The organism is Ruminococcus sp. 5_1_39BFAA (assembly GCF_964240875.1).
Classification (GTDB): domain Bacteria; phylum Bacillota; class Clostridia; order Lachnospirales; family Lachnospiraceae; genus Blautia_A.
Window position 1 is genome coordinate 53,093 of sequence record NZ_CAXSVO010000013.1, and the last position, 19,478, is coordinate 72,570.

15 protein-coding genes and 2 pseudogenes are annotated in these 19,478 nt (G+C 39.8%); 2 read left to right on the forward strand and 15 right to left on the reverse strand.

Going from position 1 to position 19,478, the window contains the following annotated elements:
* Positions 1-7: 7 nt before the first annotated feature.
* Together ACESZH_RS14220 and ACESZH_RS14225 are read right to left on the reverse strand one after the other, a co-directional pair.
* Positions 8-1,612, reverse strand: a complete 1,605-nt coding sequence (locus ACESZH_RS14220; protein ID WP_373217265.1) for an AAA-like domain-containing protein — start codon at positions 1,610-1,612, stop codon at positions 8-10.
* A gap of 100 nt (positions 1,613-1,712) precedes the next feature.
* Positions 1,713-2,984, reverse strand: coding sequence for a M56 family metallopeptidase (locus ACESZH_RS14225; protein ID WP_373217267.1), 1,272 nt, complete (start codon positions 2,982-2,984; stop codon positions 1,713-1,715).
* Between the two features lie 268 nt (positions 2,985-3,252).
* Here ACESZH_RS14225 and ACESZH_RS14230 point away from each other — a divergent pair, with 268 nt between their 5' ends.
* Positions 3,253-4,656, forward strand: a complete 1,404-nt coding sequence (locus ACESZH_RS14230; protein WP_373217269.1) for an MATE family efflux transporter — start codon at positions 3,253-3,255, stop codon at positions 4,654-4,656.
* Between the two features lie 391 nt (positions 4,657-5,047).
* Here the strand turns inward: ACESZH_RS14230 and ACESZH_RS14235 are convergent, their stop codons facing one another.
* The 7 genes and pseudogenes from ACESZH_RS14235 to ACESZH_RS14265 all read right to left on the reverse strand — a co-directional run bounded on the left by ACESZH_RS14235 (position 5,048) and on the right by ACESZH_RS14265 (position 11,916).
* Entirely contained in the window at positions 5,048-5,962 is a 915-nt protein-coding gene (locus ACESZH_RS14235; RefSeq protein ID WP_373217271.1) for a hypothetical protein, read from the reverse strand.
* Positions 5,946-7,417, reverse strand: a pseudogene (locus tag ACESZH_RS14240) (AAA family ATPase). The gene ACESZH_RS14235 and the pseudogene ACESZH_RS14240 overlap by 17 nt, the downstream one beginning before the upstream one ends.
* A gap of 306 nt (positions 7,418-7,723) precedes the next feature.
* The gene (locus ACESZH_RS14245; RefSeq protein ID WP_373217273.1) at positions 7,724-7,918 is read right to left on the reverse strand and encodes a hypothetical protein; all 195 of its coding nucleotides are present in this window, start codon (positions 7,916-7,918) and stop codon (positions 7,724-7,726) included.
* Positions 7,919-8,082: 164 nt separating this feature from the next.
* Positions 8,083-9,300 (reverse strand): hypothetical protein, encoded by a 1,218-nt coding sequence (locus ACESZH_RS14250; protein WP_373217275.1) that lies wholly within the window; start codon positions 9,298-9,300, stop codon positions 8,083-8,085.
* On the reverse strand, positions 9,272-9,724 hold the full coding sequence (locus ACESZH_RS14255) for a hypothetical protein (RefSeq protein WP_373217277.1): 453 nt from the start codon (positions 9,722-9,724) through the stop codon (positions 9,272-9,274). Before ACESZH_RS14255 ends, ACESZH_RS14250 begins: the two co-directional genes overlap by 29 nt.
* A complete protein-coding gene (locus ACESZH_RS14260; protein WP_373217279.1) occupies positions 9,717-10,550 on the reverse strand; it encodes a hypothetical protein in 834 nt (277 codons plus the stop codon). Before ACESZH_RS14260 ends, ACESZH_RS14255 begins: the two co-directional genes overlap by 8 nt.
* Positions 10,551-10,563: 13 nt before the next feature.
* Positions 10,564-11,916, reverse strand: a complete 1,353-nt coding sequence (locus ACESZH_RS14265; RefSeq protein WP_373217281.1) for a hypothetical protein — start codon at positions 11,914-11,916, stop codon at positions 10,564-10,566.
* Between the two features lie 1,251 nt (positions 11,917-13,167).
* On the opposite strand from ACESZH_RS14265, the gene ACESZH_RS14270 reads away from it, so the two are divergent.
* Positions 13,168-13,962, forward strand: a complete 795-nt coding sequence (locus tag ACESZH_RS14270) for a WecB/TagA/CpsF family glycosyltransferase (protein WP_373217283.1) — start codon at positions 13,168-13,170, stop codon at positions 13,960-13,962.
* Here ACESZH_RS14270 and ACESZH_RS14275 read toward each other — a convergent pair.
* The 6 genes and pseudogenes from ACESZH_RS14275 to ACESZH_RS14300 form a co-directional block, all read right to left on the reverse strand.
* Positions 13,876-14,304: pseudogene (locus tag ACESZH_RS14275) on the reverse strand (coenzyme F420 hydrogenase/dehydrogenase beta subunit N-terminal domain-containing protein); the annotation flags it as partial. The gene ACESZH_RS14270 and the pseudogene ACESZH_RS14275 overlap by 87 nt on opposite strands.
* A 17-nt stretch (positions 14,305-14,321) precedes the next feature.
* Complete coding sequence (locus ACESZH_RS14280; RefSeq protein WP_373217285.1) at positions 14,322-15,485, reverse strand: glycosyltransferase; 1,164 nt, start codon at positions 15,483-15,485, stop codon at positions 14,322-14,324.
* A 15-nt stretch (positions 15,486-15,500) separates the two neighbouring features.
* On the reverse strand, positions 15,501-16,508 hold the full coding sequence (locus ACESZH_RS14285; protein WP_373217287.1) for a polysaccharide pyruvyl transferase family protein: 1,008 nt from the start codon (positions 16,506-16,508) through the stop codon (positions 15,501-15,503).
* Positions 16,508-17,617 (reverse strand): glycosyltransferase family 1 protein, encoded by a 1,110-nt coding sequence (locus ACESZH_RS14290; protein ID WP_373217289.1) that lies wholly within the window; start codon positions 17,615-17,617, stop codon positions 16,508-16,510. Before ACESZH_RS14290 ends, ACESZH_RS14285 begins: the two co-directional genes overlap by 1 nt.
* Positions 17,614-18,684, reverse strand: a complete 1,071-nt coding sequence (locus tag ACESZH_RS14295; protein WP_373217291.1) for a glycosyltransferase family 4 protein — start codon at positions 18,682-18,684, stop codon at positions 17,614-17,616. The genes ACESZH_RS14290 and ACESZH_RS14295 overlap by 4 nt, the downstream gene beginning before the upstream one ends.
* Positions 18,685-18,888: 204 nt before the next feature.
* On the reverse strand, positions 18,889-19,476 hold the full coding sequence (locus ACESZH_RS14300; RefSeq protein ID WP_373217293.1) for a DapH/DapD/GlmU-related protein: 588 nt from the start codon (positions 19,474-19,476) through the stop codon (positions 18,889-18,891).
* Positions 19,477-19,478: the final 2 nt, after the last annotated feature.

Below are 19,478 nucleotides of genomic sequence, written 5' to 3' on the forward strand. Positions count from 1 at the left end.
CTTATGCTCAAACAACCGCCTCTATCAAAGTTTTGTCTCCTACGATGATTTCGTAAACACCGCTCTGCTTTTTCTTATTAAAATTAAAGCTAATCATATACCCTTTGTTCTGGTGATAATCCTCCAAGTACTGGACAAGCTGTTTTTCACCACGGTTGTTGTATTCAGCCCCATGCCAGATTTTCATTTCAATTACATACTGTTCACCCCGGTAATCCACGATTACGTCCGTACGCCGCAGTTCTCTGGTTCTTGACTCAATATAATAATTTCCAGTGCCGTTTATAATCGGTCTTAAGTACAGCAGGAAGTATTTTCTTCCCGCCTCTTCCACAAACGTCTCATCGCTGCCTTGATACAGATCATTGAAATGGATTACAAATCGCTCAAGAATCCTACGCATATTCAAATGACCATCAACGATGAACTGGTCCCTATCCTGCAGCGAGGCTTTGTAAATGTCCTGGCTCTGCATCTCAGAACTGGAAAGATAGAGGTTGTAAAGGCGCATCTCAAAAATTCGGTTAGCAATTGCCACTGCGCCATGTTGATTTTTAATAAAGCCAAACATCGTAGCGTTATCAATAGCCAAATTGTCCGCATTATACACAATACTTTTGCCCGTGAACAGCAAAGATTCAAGCATTGCATTCAACTCAGGATAACTGTCCAGCTTTCCAATCAGGGATTCGAACAGTGTATTTTTTTCAGCCAAAATCATCCTAACCGCCTCGTCAAATCCCTCCTTTGACCATGCTCTGCTTTTTGATCCAAGATAATCCTCTTTGCTGATTTCCTCGTCCATGAGCTTACACAATCTCGATACAAGGAACGGATATCCGGAGGTATAATCGTAAAGCAGTTCAGATATCCTGCTGATATCCATACCTGTATGATAGTCTGACTCATATTCCAAAAGCATTGCTGCGATTTCTTCTTTTGAAAAGCTCATATCAATGTTGAAATCCGCAGCAATATTCCATGGGCTATTTACCTTATGCTTATCATTGGGGCGTATCTTTCTTCTGAGATTTTTCACGTCATATACCCCCGCCAGAATAACAGACTGGAAGGTTGGCTGAACATCACGATCAATATAGTACGCACGGAGCTGTGCAAGGAAATCCAGAAATACCTGATTATTTGCCGCGCTGTCTACCTCATCTATCATCAGAACCATCTGCTTGTCGGAAGCGCTGCAGATATCGCTTAGCACCTCAAAAAGTCTTTGCAGTCTGAAGTTGCGGTTTTCATCCATCACTATTTTATTAAGGCAGGCAACCGCATTTTTTAGTTCTTCCGTCAATAACAGACGGTTCCTTTTTAACAGTCGCAAAAAGGATCTTGCAAACGAAAGTGTAAATGTATTCTCATCCCGAAACTCTCCCGCACCAAAGGTCTGGAAATCCATTGAAACCACATAGTAATCGCTTTGCAAATACCGTCCTAATGCGCGCAGTGTTGTTGTTTTGCCATACTGTCGGGCTCTATTGATTGTAAAATACTTACCGGCATCTATCAGCTTTTTTATTTCTGACAATCTCTGATCTAAGTTTACCATATAATGCTCGTTCGGCTTGCAGTCAGCAGTTACATTAAAATTTTTCGCCATATACACAACTCCTTCCCGGGACCCACGTCTGCTCGGAAAATATCAGTATGTTATAAAAGAGCCAGTTGTAACACCAGCTCTTATCATTTATGTTACTATTTTATTTATGTGTACAAACTGTATACGTATAGGTCGCATACAGACTGCCAACCTCAATATAGCCGCATTTCGTACATCTTTTTGCCTTATATTCTTTTACTGTGCAGCCACCTGTATTATTTGATATATGAACACTATAATAACCATTTACTAAAGTATGATTACATAAAGCATATGTTGAAGCTTCGTCCGTAACAGGAACCTGTGTTCCATCTTCATATATAAATATACAATCCGAAATACTAAAATCATAGCCATCAGAGTTGCTCTCATTTAAAAATGTAGCAAACTCACCCTCATATGTAATTTCTACAGCATCTTCATTTGTTGACCGTAACGGTTCATACGCCAGTATCGTACTCGCACTGGCAAATATAGTAACTATAGTTCCTGCAATAGCAATCCCCTTTTTCAGCATTCCTGTTTTCTTTTCCTTCATCATATAATTTATCCTCCTTTTAATTAATTTCCGCAATCCAGTCAAATTATTTCTCCAAATCATCGACAACGGCTCGTCTGCCGTGGATGCTTCGACCAATAACTTCGCATATCTCTTTTTCTCTTCGACCGTGCAATTCTTTACAGCCTGTGCATCACATATGTATTCGGCTGTCATCTTATAGAGAAGAAAAAGCAGTATTGCAAACGGATTTATCCAATGAATACAAATGATAATAATGCAGATCAATTTCATAAGACTGTCATGGTTTATTTTGTGCTGTTCTTCATGTTTATAAACCATGGGAAAGCAAGGATGTTCCAGACTCCCCTCCGGTACGATGATAGACTGTTTGATAAAGCCGACTGTATAAGGCGTATAAATGTGCTTATTCAACAACAATTCCACAGTCTTTCCATTCACATCTACGCATACCTTTTCCGACTGTGCCAACAGCTTCCGAATAACTATCCTGTACTTTACAATCTGGTAAATTGCAAACGTAATAACGCAGCATAACCATGCCGCCAATAATACTGACACCCATTTAGGTATCCAGATAGAATCTCCCGGCTTCAGAATACTTTTCACTGCCACACTATTATAAAAAGTCCCCTCTACACTCTCATCTCCGGTAAAGCTCAGTGTTGATACAATCACTTCCGGTAAGATAAATTTTATAGCTTGGAACGGACTCAAATAAAAGATCATCCCAATCAACAAAAGGTTCTTTCCCAAGTAAAAATTATACGAATTTCTTTGTACTACCCATAATATCAAGCACAATATAACAGGAATAGAGCCAGCAATTGACATACAAATATACAGCGTCATTATATATCCTCTAGGTATGATAACCGTCCTTTTTGCAATCCATAGGCACCAGAAACTTAATAGAAATATTATAGCCTCAAAATTGCTGACTGACAATTCCTTAATATTAAATTTGAAAAACTTTTGTTAATGCCTCCCGAGTTCGCCTTCGGCGAGGTGCCGAATCTTCCTTTTTCTAAAATTCGCCAAAAGAAGTAGCCTTGCAACATAATCTATGATAGGATAGAGATTAAGTCAAAAAATACTGATATCTACGGAGACATCTGTTATGACACAGAATCAAAATTTCGAATGGAAGCTTTTTTTCAAAGCCGTAATCACAATCGCTCTGCCCATTGCGTTACAAAATCTGCTTTCCACCACTGCAAGCATGGTGGACACCATTATGATCGGAAGCGCAGGCGAACTGGCAGTTGCCGCTGTTGGAATCTGTTCCCAGATCACTTCCCTGTTCTTTTCCTGCTATTTTGGATTTGCCGGAGGTGCGCTTCTGTTCTTCTCACAATACTGGGGTGCAAAAAATATCAAAGGCATCAACCGTACATTTGGGATTTCGCTGCTTTGCATGTTGCTGGTTGCCCTCGCTTTCGGCGGAGTGGCTGTCACGAATCCTGCCTTTTTACTGCGGATTTATACAGATAAAGAAAATATTATCCAGTTGGGAACTCCTTACATTCGGATTGTAGGATTTTCTTACCCTGTTACCGTACTGGTGCTGCTTATGAACTTTCTGCTTCGCTCAACGGAACGGGTTAAGAAGCCTCTGGTCTGCTCAGTTATTGGGCTGGTTGTAAATTTTTGTCTGAACTGGACTTTGATCTACGGGCGCTTCGGTATGCCGAAGATAGGTCCGGCCGGTGCCGCTGTTGGAACATTGGCCTCCAGCCTTGTAAATTTCAGCCTGCTTCTTATTTTTATCCTGCGGGATCAGAAAACCGCCCGCCTTCGCCTTCGTGAAATGTTTGATTGGGGAGATGGTTTTATCGCTATTTATCTGAAAAAATGTCTGCCCATCATCACCAATGAACTGTTCTACGGAATCGGCCAGATGCTGATCAATATTGTCATCGGTCATCAATCAGAAACAGCAATTGCTGCCATGGCTGCGTTCCGTGTGCTAGAAGGCTTTGTCTTCGCATTCTTCGGCGGACTTGCGGATGCCAGCTCCGTTGTTGTGGGAAAAGAAATCGGTGCCGGGAATCATATGAAAGGTTATCGCTCTATGAAAGGCTTTGCCATGCTGTGTCCGGCTATTACCTTCTGCATTTGTGCTGTGGGGTTCATTTTCAACAAACCGCTTCTCGGATTGTTCGGACTGGGTACAGAAGCAATGTTTTATGCAAAATATATGATTTTGATCTTCCTTGTTGCCGGTACTATCCGTACCTGCAACTATATCATGAATAGCTGCTATCGCGCCGGAGGAGACCCTGTTTTCGGCACTGTGCTGGAAATCATCTGCCTCTTTACCATCAGTGTTCCTGCCACCTGGATTGCAGGTATGGTGCTCCGTCTTCCGTTCTTAGCTGTCTTTTCTTTTATTTATACGGATGAACTAATACGTCTCGTATTTGAGCTTTGGTATACACGAAGCGGCAAATGGATCAAGCCAGTTACAGCGGAAGGACAGGCAACCTTGGAGGAATTTCGGAAAGAGCTGAGAAGAAGTTGAGAAAAACTGCCGTTTATCCTTTTTGCAGAAAGGGTAAGCGGCAGTTTACTTATAATCTCCCGCCTGCAAATTTCCGACTGCTGCACCATTTCCTATTCGTGAATAGTATCGTTCGAGTTATAAGTCATTTTATCATTTATTCTGAATATTTTCAACATTATATCTATATTCAAAAAATTTCGTCAGTTTTACTAGTACCATATTCTGGACCTTCATTACCCAGTCCCTTGTTACGGTGTCCTTAAAATTCTCACAAAGCTACCGCAAGCACAATCTTATGCCTGTCGCTATATCAGGAATAGCTCCTGCCATACTATAAAAAGCCTGCCATTTATCCCATTCCAGGACAAACGGCAGGTTTCGTTATAATCACCAGCACTGATTTCCATAGTCACACAACTGCTTCTATTAGTGTTTTATCTCCAACAACGATTTCATAAACGCCAATCTGTTTTTTCTTGTTAAAGTTAAAACTAATCATATATCCTTTATTCTGATGATAATCATCCAGATACTGAACAAGCTGCTTTTCCCCACGATTGTTGTACTCCGCACCATGCCAGATTTTCATTTCAATTACATACTGTTCGCCCCGATAATCTACAATCACGTCTGTTCGCCGTAGCTCTCTGGTACGAGACTCAATATAATAGTTCCCTGTACCATTAATAATCGGTCTCAAATACAGCAAAAAGTATTTTCTTCCCTCATCTTCCAGAAACGTTTCATCACTGTCCTGATACAGATCATTGAAATGAAGCACAAACCGCTCAAGAATCAAACGCATATTCAAATGACCATTAATAATGAACTGGCTCTTATCCTGCAGCGATGCCTTATAAATCTCCTGGTTCTGCATCTCAGAGCTGGAAAGATAAAAGTTGTAAAGCCTCATCTCAAAAATCCGGTTGGCAATTACCACTGTACCATGCTGATTTTTGATAAATCCAAACATTGTTGCATTATCTATAGCTATGTTATCAGCATTATACACAATGCTTTTTCCAGTGAAAAGCAAAGACTCAAGCATAGTATTCAGCTCAGGATAATTTTCCAGCTTCCCGATCAGAGATTCGAACAATGTATTTTTTTCAGTCAAAATCAGCTTAATCGCCTCGTCAAATCCCTGCTTTGTCCATGCTCTGCTTTTTGATCCAAGATAGTCCGTTCTGCTGATTTCTTCATCCATGAGCTTACATAATCTGGATACAAGGAATGGGTATCCAGAGGTGTAATCATAAATCAGCTCAGCCATCCCGTTGATATTCATGCCCGTATGATAATCTGCCTCATATTCCTGAAGCATACCTGCAATTTCCTCTTTGTAAAAATCCTGTGCGTGCAGGTGTACTTACGGATATATCGCTGTAACCTTCCCCGGCCTCCGCGTTGGACAGGATCAGCCAATTCCCTTGGCTCCGCAGCAGTCCCAGTACTATGCCGTGATAAAAGTTCTCCTTCATACTCGTCCGCACTACCGTGTCCCTCACGCTAATCGAATCCCACAGATAGTCATGCAGCATATCCTGAATGGTCGATACGTCTCCAGCGGGAAAAGCTGCGCAGAAGCGATTAATTCTCGTAGAATCTGCAAGGGTTGTCTCTTTGAACCACTCCTGTATCTGCAATACAAAAACTTCCCGCACTTCCCGGTTGGGAATCACCAGTTTATAGCTACCTTTTACCGCCCTGCCTGTCCGTGTCAGATAGCCTGTGGTAAAGAGGACGCTCCACAAATTTGCAATGCTGGCGTCCAGTTCGTTATAGGTCAGATCCAAACGGATTGCTTTTTCGATCGCCTCTCCTGCAATCAGGCGCTCGATTTCATTCTGTGTGGTTTTATCCGCTTTATCGATAAAACGCTTCACCAGATCATTCCCGCTGGTGTTGATCCAAAAGGCTTCCGGTTCTGCGTAAGGGTCTGCCAGCAGCTTTTTCGTATACTTAATCACGTCCCACGGGCAGTAAATGTTTACGCTGCCAAAACGGTATCCATCATACCATTCTTTTATAGTAGCAGCTTTTTCTTTTAAGCCATAGTCTTCCAGAAGCCCTTGTACTTCTGAATCTGTGAACCCAAAATGTTCGTCATGGTCTACATCCACAATCGAATTTACATCAAAATTATTCAATCCTGTGAAAATGCTCTCTTTTGAAACACGCAGACAGCCCGTCAAGACAGCAAATTGCAGAAATTCATTGGTTTTTAGTGCTTGCCCGAATAATCCGCGAATCAATAATACCATTTCGTCATAATATTTGTGCTGGAATGCTTTGTCTAATGGTACGTCATATTCATCGTCCTTCGTTTCTTCTTCTTTTAGAAAACGTTCAAAAGAACGTCTATCATATTCTGTAATCCTTTCACTTTTTATCAGAAACTTCAGCCTTAATACCTCTGCGCGGATAATTCTGCATAAAGCTCCATACGCTTCTTCAAAACTCAGTCCATCCACACCTTTTAATGATATGAATACAACAGGGAACTTTCCCATATATTCTTCACACAGCGCCGTCTCCTGTGAAATTTCCAGGCCATCAAACAGTGTCTTGTCCGTCCCAATCTCAAAAAACATTTCAGCATAGTCATGTTCAGTGTTTTTCCGAAACGGCGCGGACGAGTGAACAGGTTAACCTCACCCCAATTGTTCAACAAATCGCGGATGATGCCTGTTTTGTCTATATAATAGAAATCTTCCCTGCGAAATTTTCCAAAATCATCAATGCCGACAGGCAGCTTCTTTTTCTGCATATGGCTCATCCTCCTTTCCCGGCTGGTACGGTTTTTTCTGCACCATTCCAACTTTATTTTACCTCACTGACAGGTGAATAGCAAGCCGATCCCTGAGACTTTTTCGTTGTGACACCGCTGCGTTATCAAAGGAGAAAGTCGGGCATTGTTGCTCTATCAGCGCATAATAAAAGGGTCTGGCACATGCCAGACCCTCACAAAAGACCCTCGAAGAGATTGTAAAACTCTCAAGAACTTTGATCATCCTCATTTTTATCCCAAAAATCCCTTCGGTAAATGCCCTCCTCATTCATTTACAGAGAGGATTTTATTTCGTCAAAAAGATATGTTCTCAAAAAAATCTGATCTATATTCTTTATCAGTGGTTTCCAGATGATACTTTAGTTCTTCCACCTCATCCCGAAATCGACTGACCTTTTTAGGCGGAACCGTAATATATATTTCTTCCAGATTCAATTTGGGTTTTACTTGAAACGCCTCTGGAATGCTACGCTTCTTTATTGTTTCCATTATAAATATCCTCCTAAGATATAACCTATAATATCACTCATTGTAAATGTATGGCACTCAAAAATCAAGAACTTTTTCGCTTTAGCACATAAATTTATTAAAATGGCATTTTCTTTTTACCCTATTTTAATATTCCTATGCTGCACCGAATACTTTTTTTAAATTTAAGCATTCTCCCAAGCTCTGGAGCTGACTGCAAAATTCAAGTTCGTTGTCTTTCCATCATCAGAAATACCGCACAGTTTCCTGAACTCTAAGAATTTCTCATGATTCTTTCTTTCATATTCAAGGTATTCCCGACAACAATCTTTAAAATAATTCATATATTTCTGTTCCATTGAATCATTCAGATGAATGGATAAAGATTTTCCATCTAATATCCTTACTGCACTCCCAGTCTCCTGTTCTGTTTTTTCTTTTGCCGCAGTTTTTTCTGTATAGGACGGATATTTTTCCGAAAGGCTTGCCACGCCTTTTACAAAAGACTCCGTTTCAGTATTCTGGCAACAGTTTTTCCAGTTTCTCCACATTTCAAACAATTTCTTCTGTTCAGCAGAAATATCTTCAAACATACAGCACATAGTTTTTGCCACAAACATTGCTCTTAAATAGAGAGTACACCTTAAGCGCTTGTCATCCTCATCATCCGGAGCATAATGGAAGCCAGAGAAATACATATCCGGTGGCAAACGCAGGGTGATGATTGTCATAATGTCTGAATACGCTTCCCAGAATAAATCCATGTAACAGTTACATTTTTCAGTCAGCTCTCCATTCGCGAGAATCCTTAATATATTCCCCTGAATCCTCTCGCTAAGCTGCCTTATTCTTCTCATCCAGGCGGAATATTCTTCATATGTTTCCCACCCTTTTCCATCATCCAGGCAATCCCCATAATCCTTAATGTCTTTTTTCTGAGTCTCATAAAATTGTTTTGCAAATTCATTTACATAATATTCCGAAATATTCCTGCTGTAAAAAATGCGGTCGCCCTCCTCTTTCTCACGCAGATATCTCACGCTTCTCTCTACCATCTCAGCAAAGAAAAATTTCTCCAGACGCTTTCTGTCTTTCGCCGAAATCTCTTTACATTTGCCAATCAGCTCATTTTCCACGCTGTAGAGAAGTATTATCTGGAAAGCCCTGGCTCTCTCCTTTCGCTTTCTTAAAGCCCCCGGCAGCACATGGAAAATTTCGTGCAGCAACAACAGCCGCATGTAAGAAATATCAGCGATCTGATATCCAGGAATCCTGATAATTCCCACCTTTCCCCGCCTCTCCATTGTGGAAAACAGCAATAACGCTTCTGCGCAGCTATTAAGCGTCGGGTAAACACAGAAGGCGTATTCATTCTCATCCTGATGCTGAAATAATTTTGCCACTGCATTCAGGGTTTTCGAATAGTATGCACATAATTTTGGCGCTGCATACCGGATCCCTACGTCGATAGGTGCAGTCTGAAGCAGAATACGATCCGCACCATTTGTAGAATGGATGATCGCCTCCAAACTCAACAACTGATTCTTCAACATCCTGACGGATAATTCCCTTTGTATCTTCTGGTACTGTTTCATCAATACATGCCTTTACACGATCTACAAAATAACGGATCACCAAAGGAAAAGCCGGCGATACGATCTGCCTTACATAGGAAAGCATTTCTGTTTCCTCAATCTTATAACACGCCCGGTGCATCTTCATCAAACAGTTACAGTAAAACTTTAAAGTCTCTTCAGCGCAGCTATCGCACTTTGTCCTGAGCTCCTCCAGGGTTTTCAATTCCTCCTGAAATTTCTGTCTACTCATTTCTCTTCCCCGCCTTTACCAGGATTTCTGTTTTTATTTTGTAAAAAGCCCTCTTATAGAGATCATTTCCATGAGTTAAAAGCTTATTCTTTCCGTAAAGGTTAAACAAATCAATAATTTTCACATTCTGGACCGAAATGATAACATCATCACTTCCCAAAATACCATATCTGATACAATTTGATGCGCCGCTTTCGCGTTCCAGTTCTGCAATAAAAGCATCTACCTCACTCCATCTTTTTACTATTCCGCTTAGCAGGCACGAAACCGTTTCTTCCGCCATTCCATCACTGTCATTCGGCAAATTATCCAATATCTCCTGCCTGACAGAAAGAATGGAATAGCACTTTTGCACACCATTTTCTTTGTCACAAGACATAATAATTTCAGGATATCCTTGCTCTATATCATTATATCCCTGGATATAACTATTACTCCTCATACAAATAACAAGATCGCTGCTGTCAAACGTAAAATAGCAGCTTGCCGTATATTTTTCCTCAATCTTTCCTGAAATCTCCTGCAGTTTATCCGAACTTTTTTTCAGCCTGACACACGAAATAAACAGAAATGGTTTTTTCTCTTCTCTCCAGAAATCCTCATCATCCTTCCACCTCATACCAGCAATATTAAAATAATCGCAGGTTTCATAAAAACCATCCACGATTTTGACCTGCATGGGTGCACTGAGAACACTTTTTCCTTCTTCATCGGGAGCTTTTATGATATCCAATGCATCGAAATAGCCCACTGAACTATATTCCGCGGAAACCATTTCCGTGTTTTCCGTCAAAAAACTGTTTTTAAACATAAAACATCTTATCATCTGTCTATTCCCCTCAAATATACAGTATTCTATAAAGATAACCGATAAAATCAACGCTTGAATACGGCCCTATATTTTCCGTTATTTTTCTCATATTTTCCCATCCAGACTTATTTGTCCCTTCTGTTGTCTCAATCATCCAGGATCCCAAAATCGGCAGCATTTTTTCTTTAAGATCCTGCGGCTCCTTTATACCTTGATATCGACATGAACGTATAAAATTCTGCGGTACTTTTTGATAAATCTCACCGGAATCAACCAAATTCTTATACCACAGAAAAAGAAAGCTCTCCAGATACGTCATTACGGTCATTTCCCGCAATGTCTCGTCCGTTATAATTTCATTCACAATACATTCAAAAAAACTGTACTTCTGTTCAAGTTTTTTGGGAACCAGAGAATGAAAAAAGGCGCTCAGATAAATGAGTATCTTTTCTAATATATGCGTCTTTTCCTCTTCCTGTGCTTCCAGATATTTCTTTTGGATACAGTCTATATTTTCGTAAAAAACAGAATATGCTAACTGTTCCTCTCCCGGATTATTGCACAAATATTCGGCGACAAACAGCATATTGTGGTACAGATAATAATAGGTTTCCTGATTATTACTATCCCCTTTAAACTGCTCAGAAAAAGGAATCAAAAGCAGTTCCTGAATAATCTCAAATTTTTCAGCCAGAGTCTCGTCTCCGTTTAAAATATTGTAGATATGGTAGACGATTCTGTTTTTCTCCTGCTCTTTCGTACTCTGGTATCCATGTATTTCTTCGTTTATGCCCAAACTAAGCCCGCACAGTGATTGATATTGTTTTTGTTCTATGTTTATAATTACCCTATAGCATTCTTCCTGTGATGTGGACTTAATACAAATTATTATGAGAAGCGCCTGCAGTAAGCAGGAATAGCAAGCCCAGACATAAAATGGAATGTATTCTCTCAAATAAAAGGCAATGGTCATAAACAATACCACACCCCCATTTATGGCCATTAAAGCAGGAAGAAACCACGAGCCGAATGTATAACCAATGATTTTTCTGTTGGAAATCCCATAATTCCTATATCCCAGGGCGCCATAATAAAATATGATAAAGGAAGCTAAAATGGTAAACAATGTCCATACGGAACCGCCCAGAAAATCAGCCCTTTCCTGCATTTTCGGGAACACTTCCGTCTCGCATTTTCCAAATATCCTAAGTAAAAGAATAAATCCCTGTTTCAGCCATTTCCTTCCCAATATCCCAGTCATAATAACGATAAACGTTGTCACTCCGATGATCCAAATGTATTTTTTGTTCAACCTTACTTCGAATTCCCGCTCTTCTGTTCTATACCTGACTCTTCCATGTTTTCCTGGTTTTTGCCCCATGGTTTTCCTTTTAAACTCCCCACTATATTGTCAATGTCCGCAAAATGCTTGAAAAATCTGTGAGATCTGCTGCCGAATAAAGCTTGATTCTGTCTTTCTGAACAGATATGACATGACTTTAATATTGCTCAAATTCTTAAACATCATATCATAAGACCCGAAAAAATACTTACCAATTTTAAATTTCTTTTTTGTATACAACCTCCAGTACCAAATTTAGTAGTACAGAGATATATAAGGAGCCACTATATCTTGGAACTACTACTCAAATCATATCAATTTGGCAAATAACTTTTCTGATTTGCAGTTGTATCGTTTCTTCTATTTCCAAACAAATCCTAAACAAGACATCTGATTTTCAAACAACATATTTGCTCAAAAAATTTACTGAGCAATACATAAAACTCCAGGATTAACTTCAGCCTTGTTGCATCATGACTAAAGGTGTGTGAAAGGTGTTGAATAATCTATATATCGTGGATTGTTCTGTAATTATGATTTTTTTGTAATGATATTTCTATTTTACGGCAAATTTAGGCTAGGCGAATGTCTGGTGGGAATTTTCAGTTGGATTGTGATGGGGTATGGTGACAGGAATTATCATCCGTATTGGCTGGAAAATGAGGTTTAGGGTACAGGTCTGGGAATAGTGACAAAAATATTTTCAAATGAAATGGAAAAAGCGCAGAGATTGAAATCGGCAGAAAAAGAGATCGGAAATTGTGCAAGATATATAAAATGCGTTTAAAAATCGAACGATAATTTTGTCAATTTATCCCAAATGCAAAGGATGAATATAACAGGTCTACCCGAAACGGTAAATAATGAAAACCAAGAAAAACATAGAGAGAAATGTTCATTATTTTCATGTTTTTATAGTTTTTTTATGACACTGAAACATGTCGGGTAGACTTGGGTAGGATGAAGCTAAGTGGTTGTTTGTGATGAGAAAAGCACAATTGGAGTAGCATATGAGAGAAGGACATAACAATACCCACTGATTTTATTGGATGAATACAGGTTTGATGATACAACCACACTGCGGAGGAATGGATTCGGCAGTATGGTTTTAGATAGAACGGTGTGGATAACCACACTGAAATGATATAGTACATACACGCGACATTTTCCAACGCGACTGAGCGGAGGAATGATAATTGACTTACAAATATTTTAAGCATTTAGAAACGAAATCTTTCATAAATTGCGAAAAATGGTTCCGGTTTATCTTGGTTAGGGAGGGAGAAGCAAATGAGTACAACAGTATATAACAAATCCTTTAAACGTACTGTGGACAAGTCTGCTATCCCGATTTGTAATATCATGGGCGTAGACATTGCGGCTATTGATATGGATTGGCTGGTTGATTATCTCAACAATAATGTGCAGAACCTTTCTGGAGACTACGTATGCGTGTCAAATGTACACACAACTGTGACGGCATATGAGAATGAGGGATATCGTAAGATACAAAACGGCGGAATATTGGCAATTCCAGATGGCGGTCCTCTTTCTTCAGTCGGCCAGAAACGTGGATTTAAAAACATGAAACGTACAACAGGGCCGAGTCTAATGGGAGAGATTTTCAAAATCTCCGCTGCCAAAGGATATCGGCATTATTTTTATGGATCTACGGATGAAACTTTGGAGAAGTTGTACAGGACCCTGATGGATGCTTACCCTGGCATCCAGATTGCAGGGATGTATAGCCCACCTTTCCGTCCAATGACAGAGGATGAGGATAGGGCAGTTGTGGAACGGATCAATGAGACAAAACCGGATTTCGTGTGGGTCGGACTTGGAGCACATAGCCTCATGTTCATAAAAAATCTTTGCGTAATCATCCGCAGGAACTTTTGCCACTTCACCTGTACCAGGGGCTTGAACATACAAAGTTTCTTTGCAATTATTCCACTGATATTCTTCTTTATCTCGAAAACAAGCGTTTATTACTTTTGTCCTATGTTCCCTCTCAATGCTGTTCACAAATTCTTTCCAAATCAGCGGACTGGAAACACCATGGCAGATAATATCACAGGTGAATAAATTCTCATACTCTTTAAGAAGATAGTGTCGCAGACCAGCCACCTGACAAGGTGTTCCTGAAAACAATACTTTTTTCCCCGATTTCAAGTCTATTTTTACTTGAATAAAAGTATCTCCCATTCTGCTTTGCAGATACTTTGAACCTCGTAATCTGTCAACATCTGCAATTGTATCTATACGTATGTGGCTAACAGTCATATCACCTTGATTTAAAGAAGCCCCATACACAATACCACCGTTTCGGATTATTTCCTCTGCGATAGCAGAAAAAGCTCCTCCAGATGTACTTCGACTTCGAATCCTGTCATCTTTATGTTTAAATGCGAAACACTGTTTTTCCATCTATCCATCCTCACAAATCAGTCTAAAATAAACTCTGAGAGTTTCTTTCCCCATTGTTTATAATCGAAGTGGTCTCTGGCGTTTTCTATTGCCTTCTGGCTCATGCATATACGTTTTTCTTCGGGTATCGAAATAGCAGTTCTGATTGCATCCGCACATGCGTCCGAACTTGCTCCCTCAAAAATTATACTGTCGACTAAGTGGTGTAAATACGAATCTGTATAATCCCCAACTCGTGAACAGACTGGAATAATTCCATAATTCATCATCTCCGGAACCTTGCTCGGAAAGTTAGACCGTGTAAACTGATTTGTTTCTCTCGCAAGCAACAAATAGTCTGAAACGTAATACAGATTTATCAGATCCTCATACTCCATCCATCCGTGTATATGCAAACACTCCTCATATTCATCTAAGATATACTGTTTTTCTCCTAGGAGCTTTCTTGCCTTTTCTTCTGTTAAGCTCGTAATGTGGAAATCAAAACAGCTCCTATCTTGATCCGAAAGTTTCTCTACTGCAAAAAGCATATTCCTGATAGCATCTTTTTGCGTATCTGCACCAGCATAGATAAAAACCTGCTTTTCAAAAGATTTTCTCTCTCCACTGATTTTTCTCTGTGCGTTTATCATCGGCGGCAGCAAAAATGTATCACAATCACATTCAGTAAAATGTGAGCATAAATTCTCACTTATTGCCACTACTTTCTTCCACTTTGGTATCATTCTGTTAAAGACGTATTTCCAAAGCAAGTAATTCGGATCGATATGTTTCCACCTGAACTGTTGCTTTGTCGGCCATTCAACAACGCATGCAGTGATATGGCCTTTTTCAAGCCAGTTCATCTTGTTTGCGATAGAATGAAATAGGCTGACATAGCCTCCATACAAGATTAGATAATCATCTTTCCGGATGTGATAATTTCGTAATTCTCTGCACATCTGACTGCCGAAAAAGATATGGCCCTCTATTTTTGCCGGAAGTCGCTTACTTCTTGCAATATTTACGCATAAAACGCCTTCCACCTTTTCTATACTTGTATTGGATGACTTTGATCTTCCAATCGCTATGACCTCGAATCCCTCTTCAACAAGCGATAGTGCCATATGAAAAATATAATTCGAATTCGCATCTCCACGAGGTAATTGGCTGTGCGTACAAATAAATATTCTTTCTTTCATAGGGCCTCCTCTCTCTTACATCATTAAGCACTCATCAATGTACTCTAACGATTGTTGCCGAAGAATATCAATCTTCCTGTTAATTGTAGAATAATCTATTTCGCTCTGATAATATGAAATAATGTTTGAACATCCGTCTATATTTCTATCCAGAAGATCAAACTGCTCGATTATCCGAAATACTTTTTCCTTGTATGCAGCAGTTACAAATTGCTTATTCAATGCAATTGACAGAACTGTTCCATGGAATGTATCTGTAACAACAAAATCGGCACTTTCGAGCAACCCAAGGAACTCAAAAGGATCTGCCGGAATTGATTCATCAGCCCATTTAAAATTCTGTCCAACAACAATTATTCTTTTACCATACTTTTCTGCCAGATCTTGTACAGCCTTCAGTGTCTCTGGCTTGAACGTATATGTATAGCAGAGGATATAATTGCTGTATTTATTTTGTTTTCTCGCAAGCTGATGCAAATCGACTAACAACGTAGGATCAATACAATACACGGGTTCTGTGCCCAACAGAGGAAGATACGCATTAAAAGTTGATACATCTCTAACTGAAACCCTATCAAACTTCTTTAGTCCTTCTTCAATGAAAGCGTACTTACTTAACTGCTCTGTCTTTGCGGAATTTGAGCTCACCGCATATGTGACCAATCGCCTTGTTTTTAGTCCATTGCCCCAGAAAGAAGGGCGAGGCTTCATGGTGATATTGTTTACTTCCCACATTTCATCACTGCCCACAACTACTAGGTCAAACTGCTCCCGCATAGAACTTACTTTGAAATTTTTCCAGCTTTTCAGGTATCCAGCCGCCAATTTTCCCTTAAATTTTGCTTTCCTCGGATTATAAGAAATCAACGAGGTTATTCTCCATTTCTCATAGAGCAGTGAAGAATCCTTTATCATTCGCACCTGTGTGTTGCACTTTCTTTGAATCACAGTCTGAAGACAGTACGCCTGCAGAAAAGACCCGTAATTGACTGCATCAAATACAGTCAGTATTCCGATTTTCATTACTCCCTACCTTTCAGCTCAGAGAGCAAATTCTTTGCTGTTCTTTCGATATTGTAGCCTTTTTCCGTAATTGTTTCCCTGATATCTTTTCTGGAAAAGTGTCCTAATTCATCTACAATATTTTCGGCCCATTTCTTTGATCCCATTGACAGCGGATAGAATCTTACATTTCCAGAAATATCAGCTTCCTTCGTAATAGTATCTGCAACAAAACAGGGCAGACCAGCGGCCTGTGCCTCTACCATTACAACGGGAAGTCCCTCAAACAAACTCGGAAGCAGAAAGGCATCCATTGCTTGATACAACTCATTTGCATCTTTCCGTGTTCCCCAAAATTTAACAGAGCGTTCAAGGCCATATTCGGAAACTCTCTGTCTAACTGCAGATTCATCTTCTCCCGATCCAATTAGAATCAGAATAGCATTATCCATCAGTTTTTGTATTTCATTGAATACATCAATCAGAAACAAATGGTTTTTCTGAAAATGGAATCTACCCACATGACCAAATATGAACTTATCCTCCGCTTTGAGTGAAGTGCGTATTTTGCACCTGATTTCCTCTTGTACAGAAAATCTATCAACATCCACTGCATTGGGAATCACTTTGATTCGCCCTTTTTTTATAATATCCTTCGGATAACTCCAATCCGCTGCAAGCTCCGAACAAGCCCAATAATCAGTCACATAAAATCTTAACAACCAGGAATTAACCTTATGCCGAATCAGTCTCGACGCACCGCCGCCCATATTCAAGGAATTGTGGGCGTGAATAATCCTTCTATGTATCCCATACTTTTTTGCTAGCTTTAAGATATCGATATTTCCAAACATACAGTCGTTCAGCCATACTGCAGAATACTCCTTCGCATGAGCATTCATAAAATTATTCAGTGCTTTCCGATATGCAAACAAGTGTTTTTTCCTATTCGGCAATGCAAAAACCTGACTGCCTCTTTCACGCACTTTGTCTCCAATCGAAATATCCTCGTACGTATTGATGAAATCAAATTGAATCTGATTTGTTGGTATATGTGAAACGTAGTTCCACAACACCGCCTCAACTCCACCAACGGTATCTGTTGCTCCCCAAATTAAAATCTTAATCATGTAACGTCCTCATATACTTTATCCAATAGTCTCAAATGTTTCTCCAAAGAGTATCTCTCTTTCATGATCTTCATTGAAACGGCGGCAGCTTTTTTTCTAGTTTGATCATTCTTCAGCAATTCTGTAATGGCACTCGCCATGGTATCGATATCACCAGGATTACAGCACATTCCATTCTCCCCTGAATGTACAATTTTGGGGATTCCGCCAACATTTGTACTGACAACCGGCAGGCCGTATCCCATTGCATCTAAGACAGACATCGGCATTCCTTCATTGTAGGAGGGCAAGAAAAATACATCAGCCTCTCGCAACACTAGATCTTTCTCTGCCCCTCTGACCCATCCCGGAAACTTCACATTTGCTGTTATCTTTGTCTCTTCAATCATTTTTCTGATTTTGTCTTCATCTGTCTTGCTGCCTGCACCGCATAAAACAAATTTGACATCCGGAACAGCAGCAGACACCTTCTCAATTACCTTAGGAATATCAAAGCATCCTTTTCTCTGACCTAGCTCTCCCAAGAATAACACACTGTTATTACAGGCCCTCAAAACTCTCTCTTCATATGCTTGTTCATTTAAGACGCTATAATTTTCGATTATCACAATTTTATTAGCATCAACCACACTACTCAAACGTTCTTTCCACTCTTCCGACAATGCTATCAATACACTGCATTTATCATATACCTTCCGAATAAGCTCTTTTTTTCTATCTCCCGCATTTTTGTAAAACGAGTCAAAATCTGCTCCATGGATGTGGTTCACAATCGGTACGCCAGACCAAGATGCCATATAGATAAATGGAAGTTTTCTGTAAAATGACGGACCAAAAGATGAATGGATATGTACAAGCTCCGGTCTATCCACAATGAGAACTTTTACAAAATGGAAATAGCCGCATATAGCCTTTAGAATTTTTGTAAACTTTCCGCCGTCTATATAAGACTCGACGTAAATAATCTGATAATCCTTCTCCAATTGGGATCCTCGATATCCGTTCACTACAGCGGCAATGCCACCCTTAACTTTTGGATTCTGAACTACCATACATACTTTTTTCATATATTAACCTTCTAATTTCTATTAATTAAAATACCGCTCTCTACTGATACGCAAACAAAAAATCACAACTTTCCCACACCTTTTTCAATAGAAGTACCTCGTTCAGCACACTTTAACAAGAAAGCAAACTGCTATATGTGTATGAGATAAAAAGGAACGAGCCCAAGCCAGCTAATCTTCTGAATGCTTCTATCTAACTTCTTCTCAATTATTTTCTCTGTTCATCAATCTAGATGTATGTTCTATTAGCTCCTTTTCCGAAAACCGCATTTTAATTTTTTTAGCAGGCACACCTCCGTAAATTGCATATGGCTCAACACTCTGTGTTACAACCGCACCTGCAGCCAAAACAGCACCTTCACCAACAATAACTCCCTTTAGGATTGTCACATTGGACGCAATCCAGACACCATCCTCAATAATCACATCCGCATCGTGCTCAGGCAGTTTTTCATCATCGCTAACATCAATGATGTGTTTTCCTACTACATCAACCCTGTGGTCGCCGGTAATAATCGTCACATTTGGACCCATTAAAACTTTCTTGCCAATGCATATTTTTGCACGGGTTGTCCAGAACAGGCAATGTGGACCAATCTGCGAGTCATCTCCCACATATATATTCTGTCCGCCCTTGATATCACAATCATAGGCAATCCGAACGTTTTTTCCACATTCTGCAAAGGATGCTTTCAAACCGGGAACAATAAAAGCTTTATTAAAACCTTTATACAAAATCTCTATGACTCTATAAATCAAACGTGCAAGTGACTTTGTAGCTCCACATCTCATTC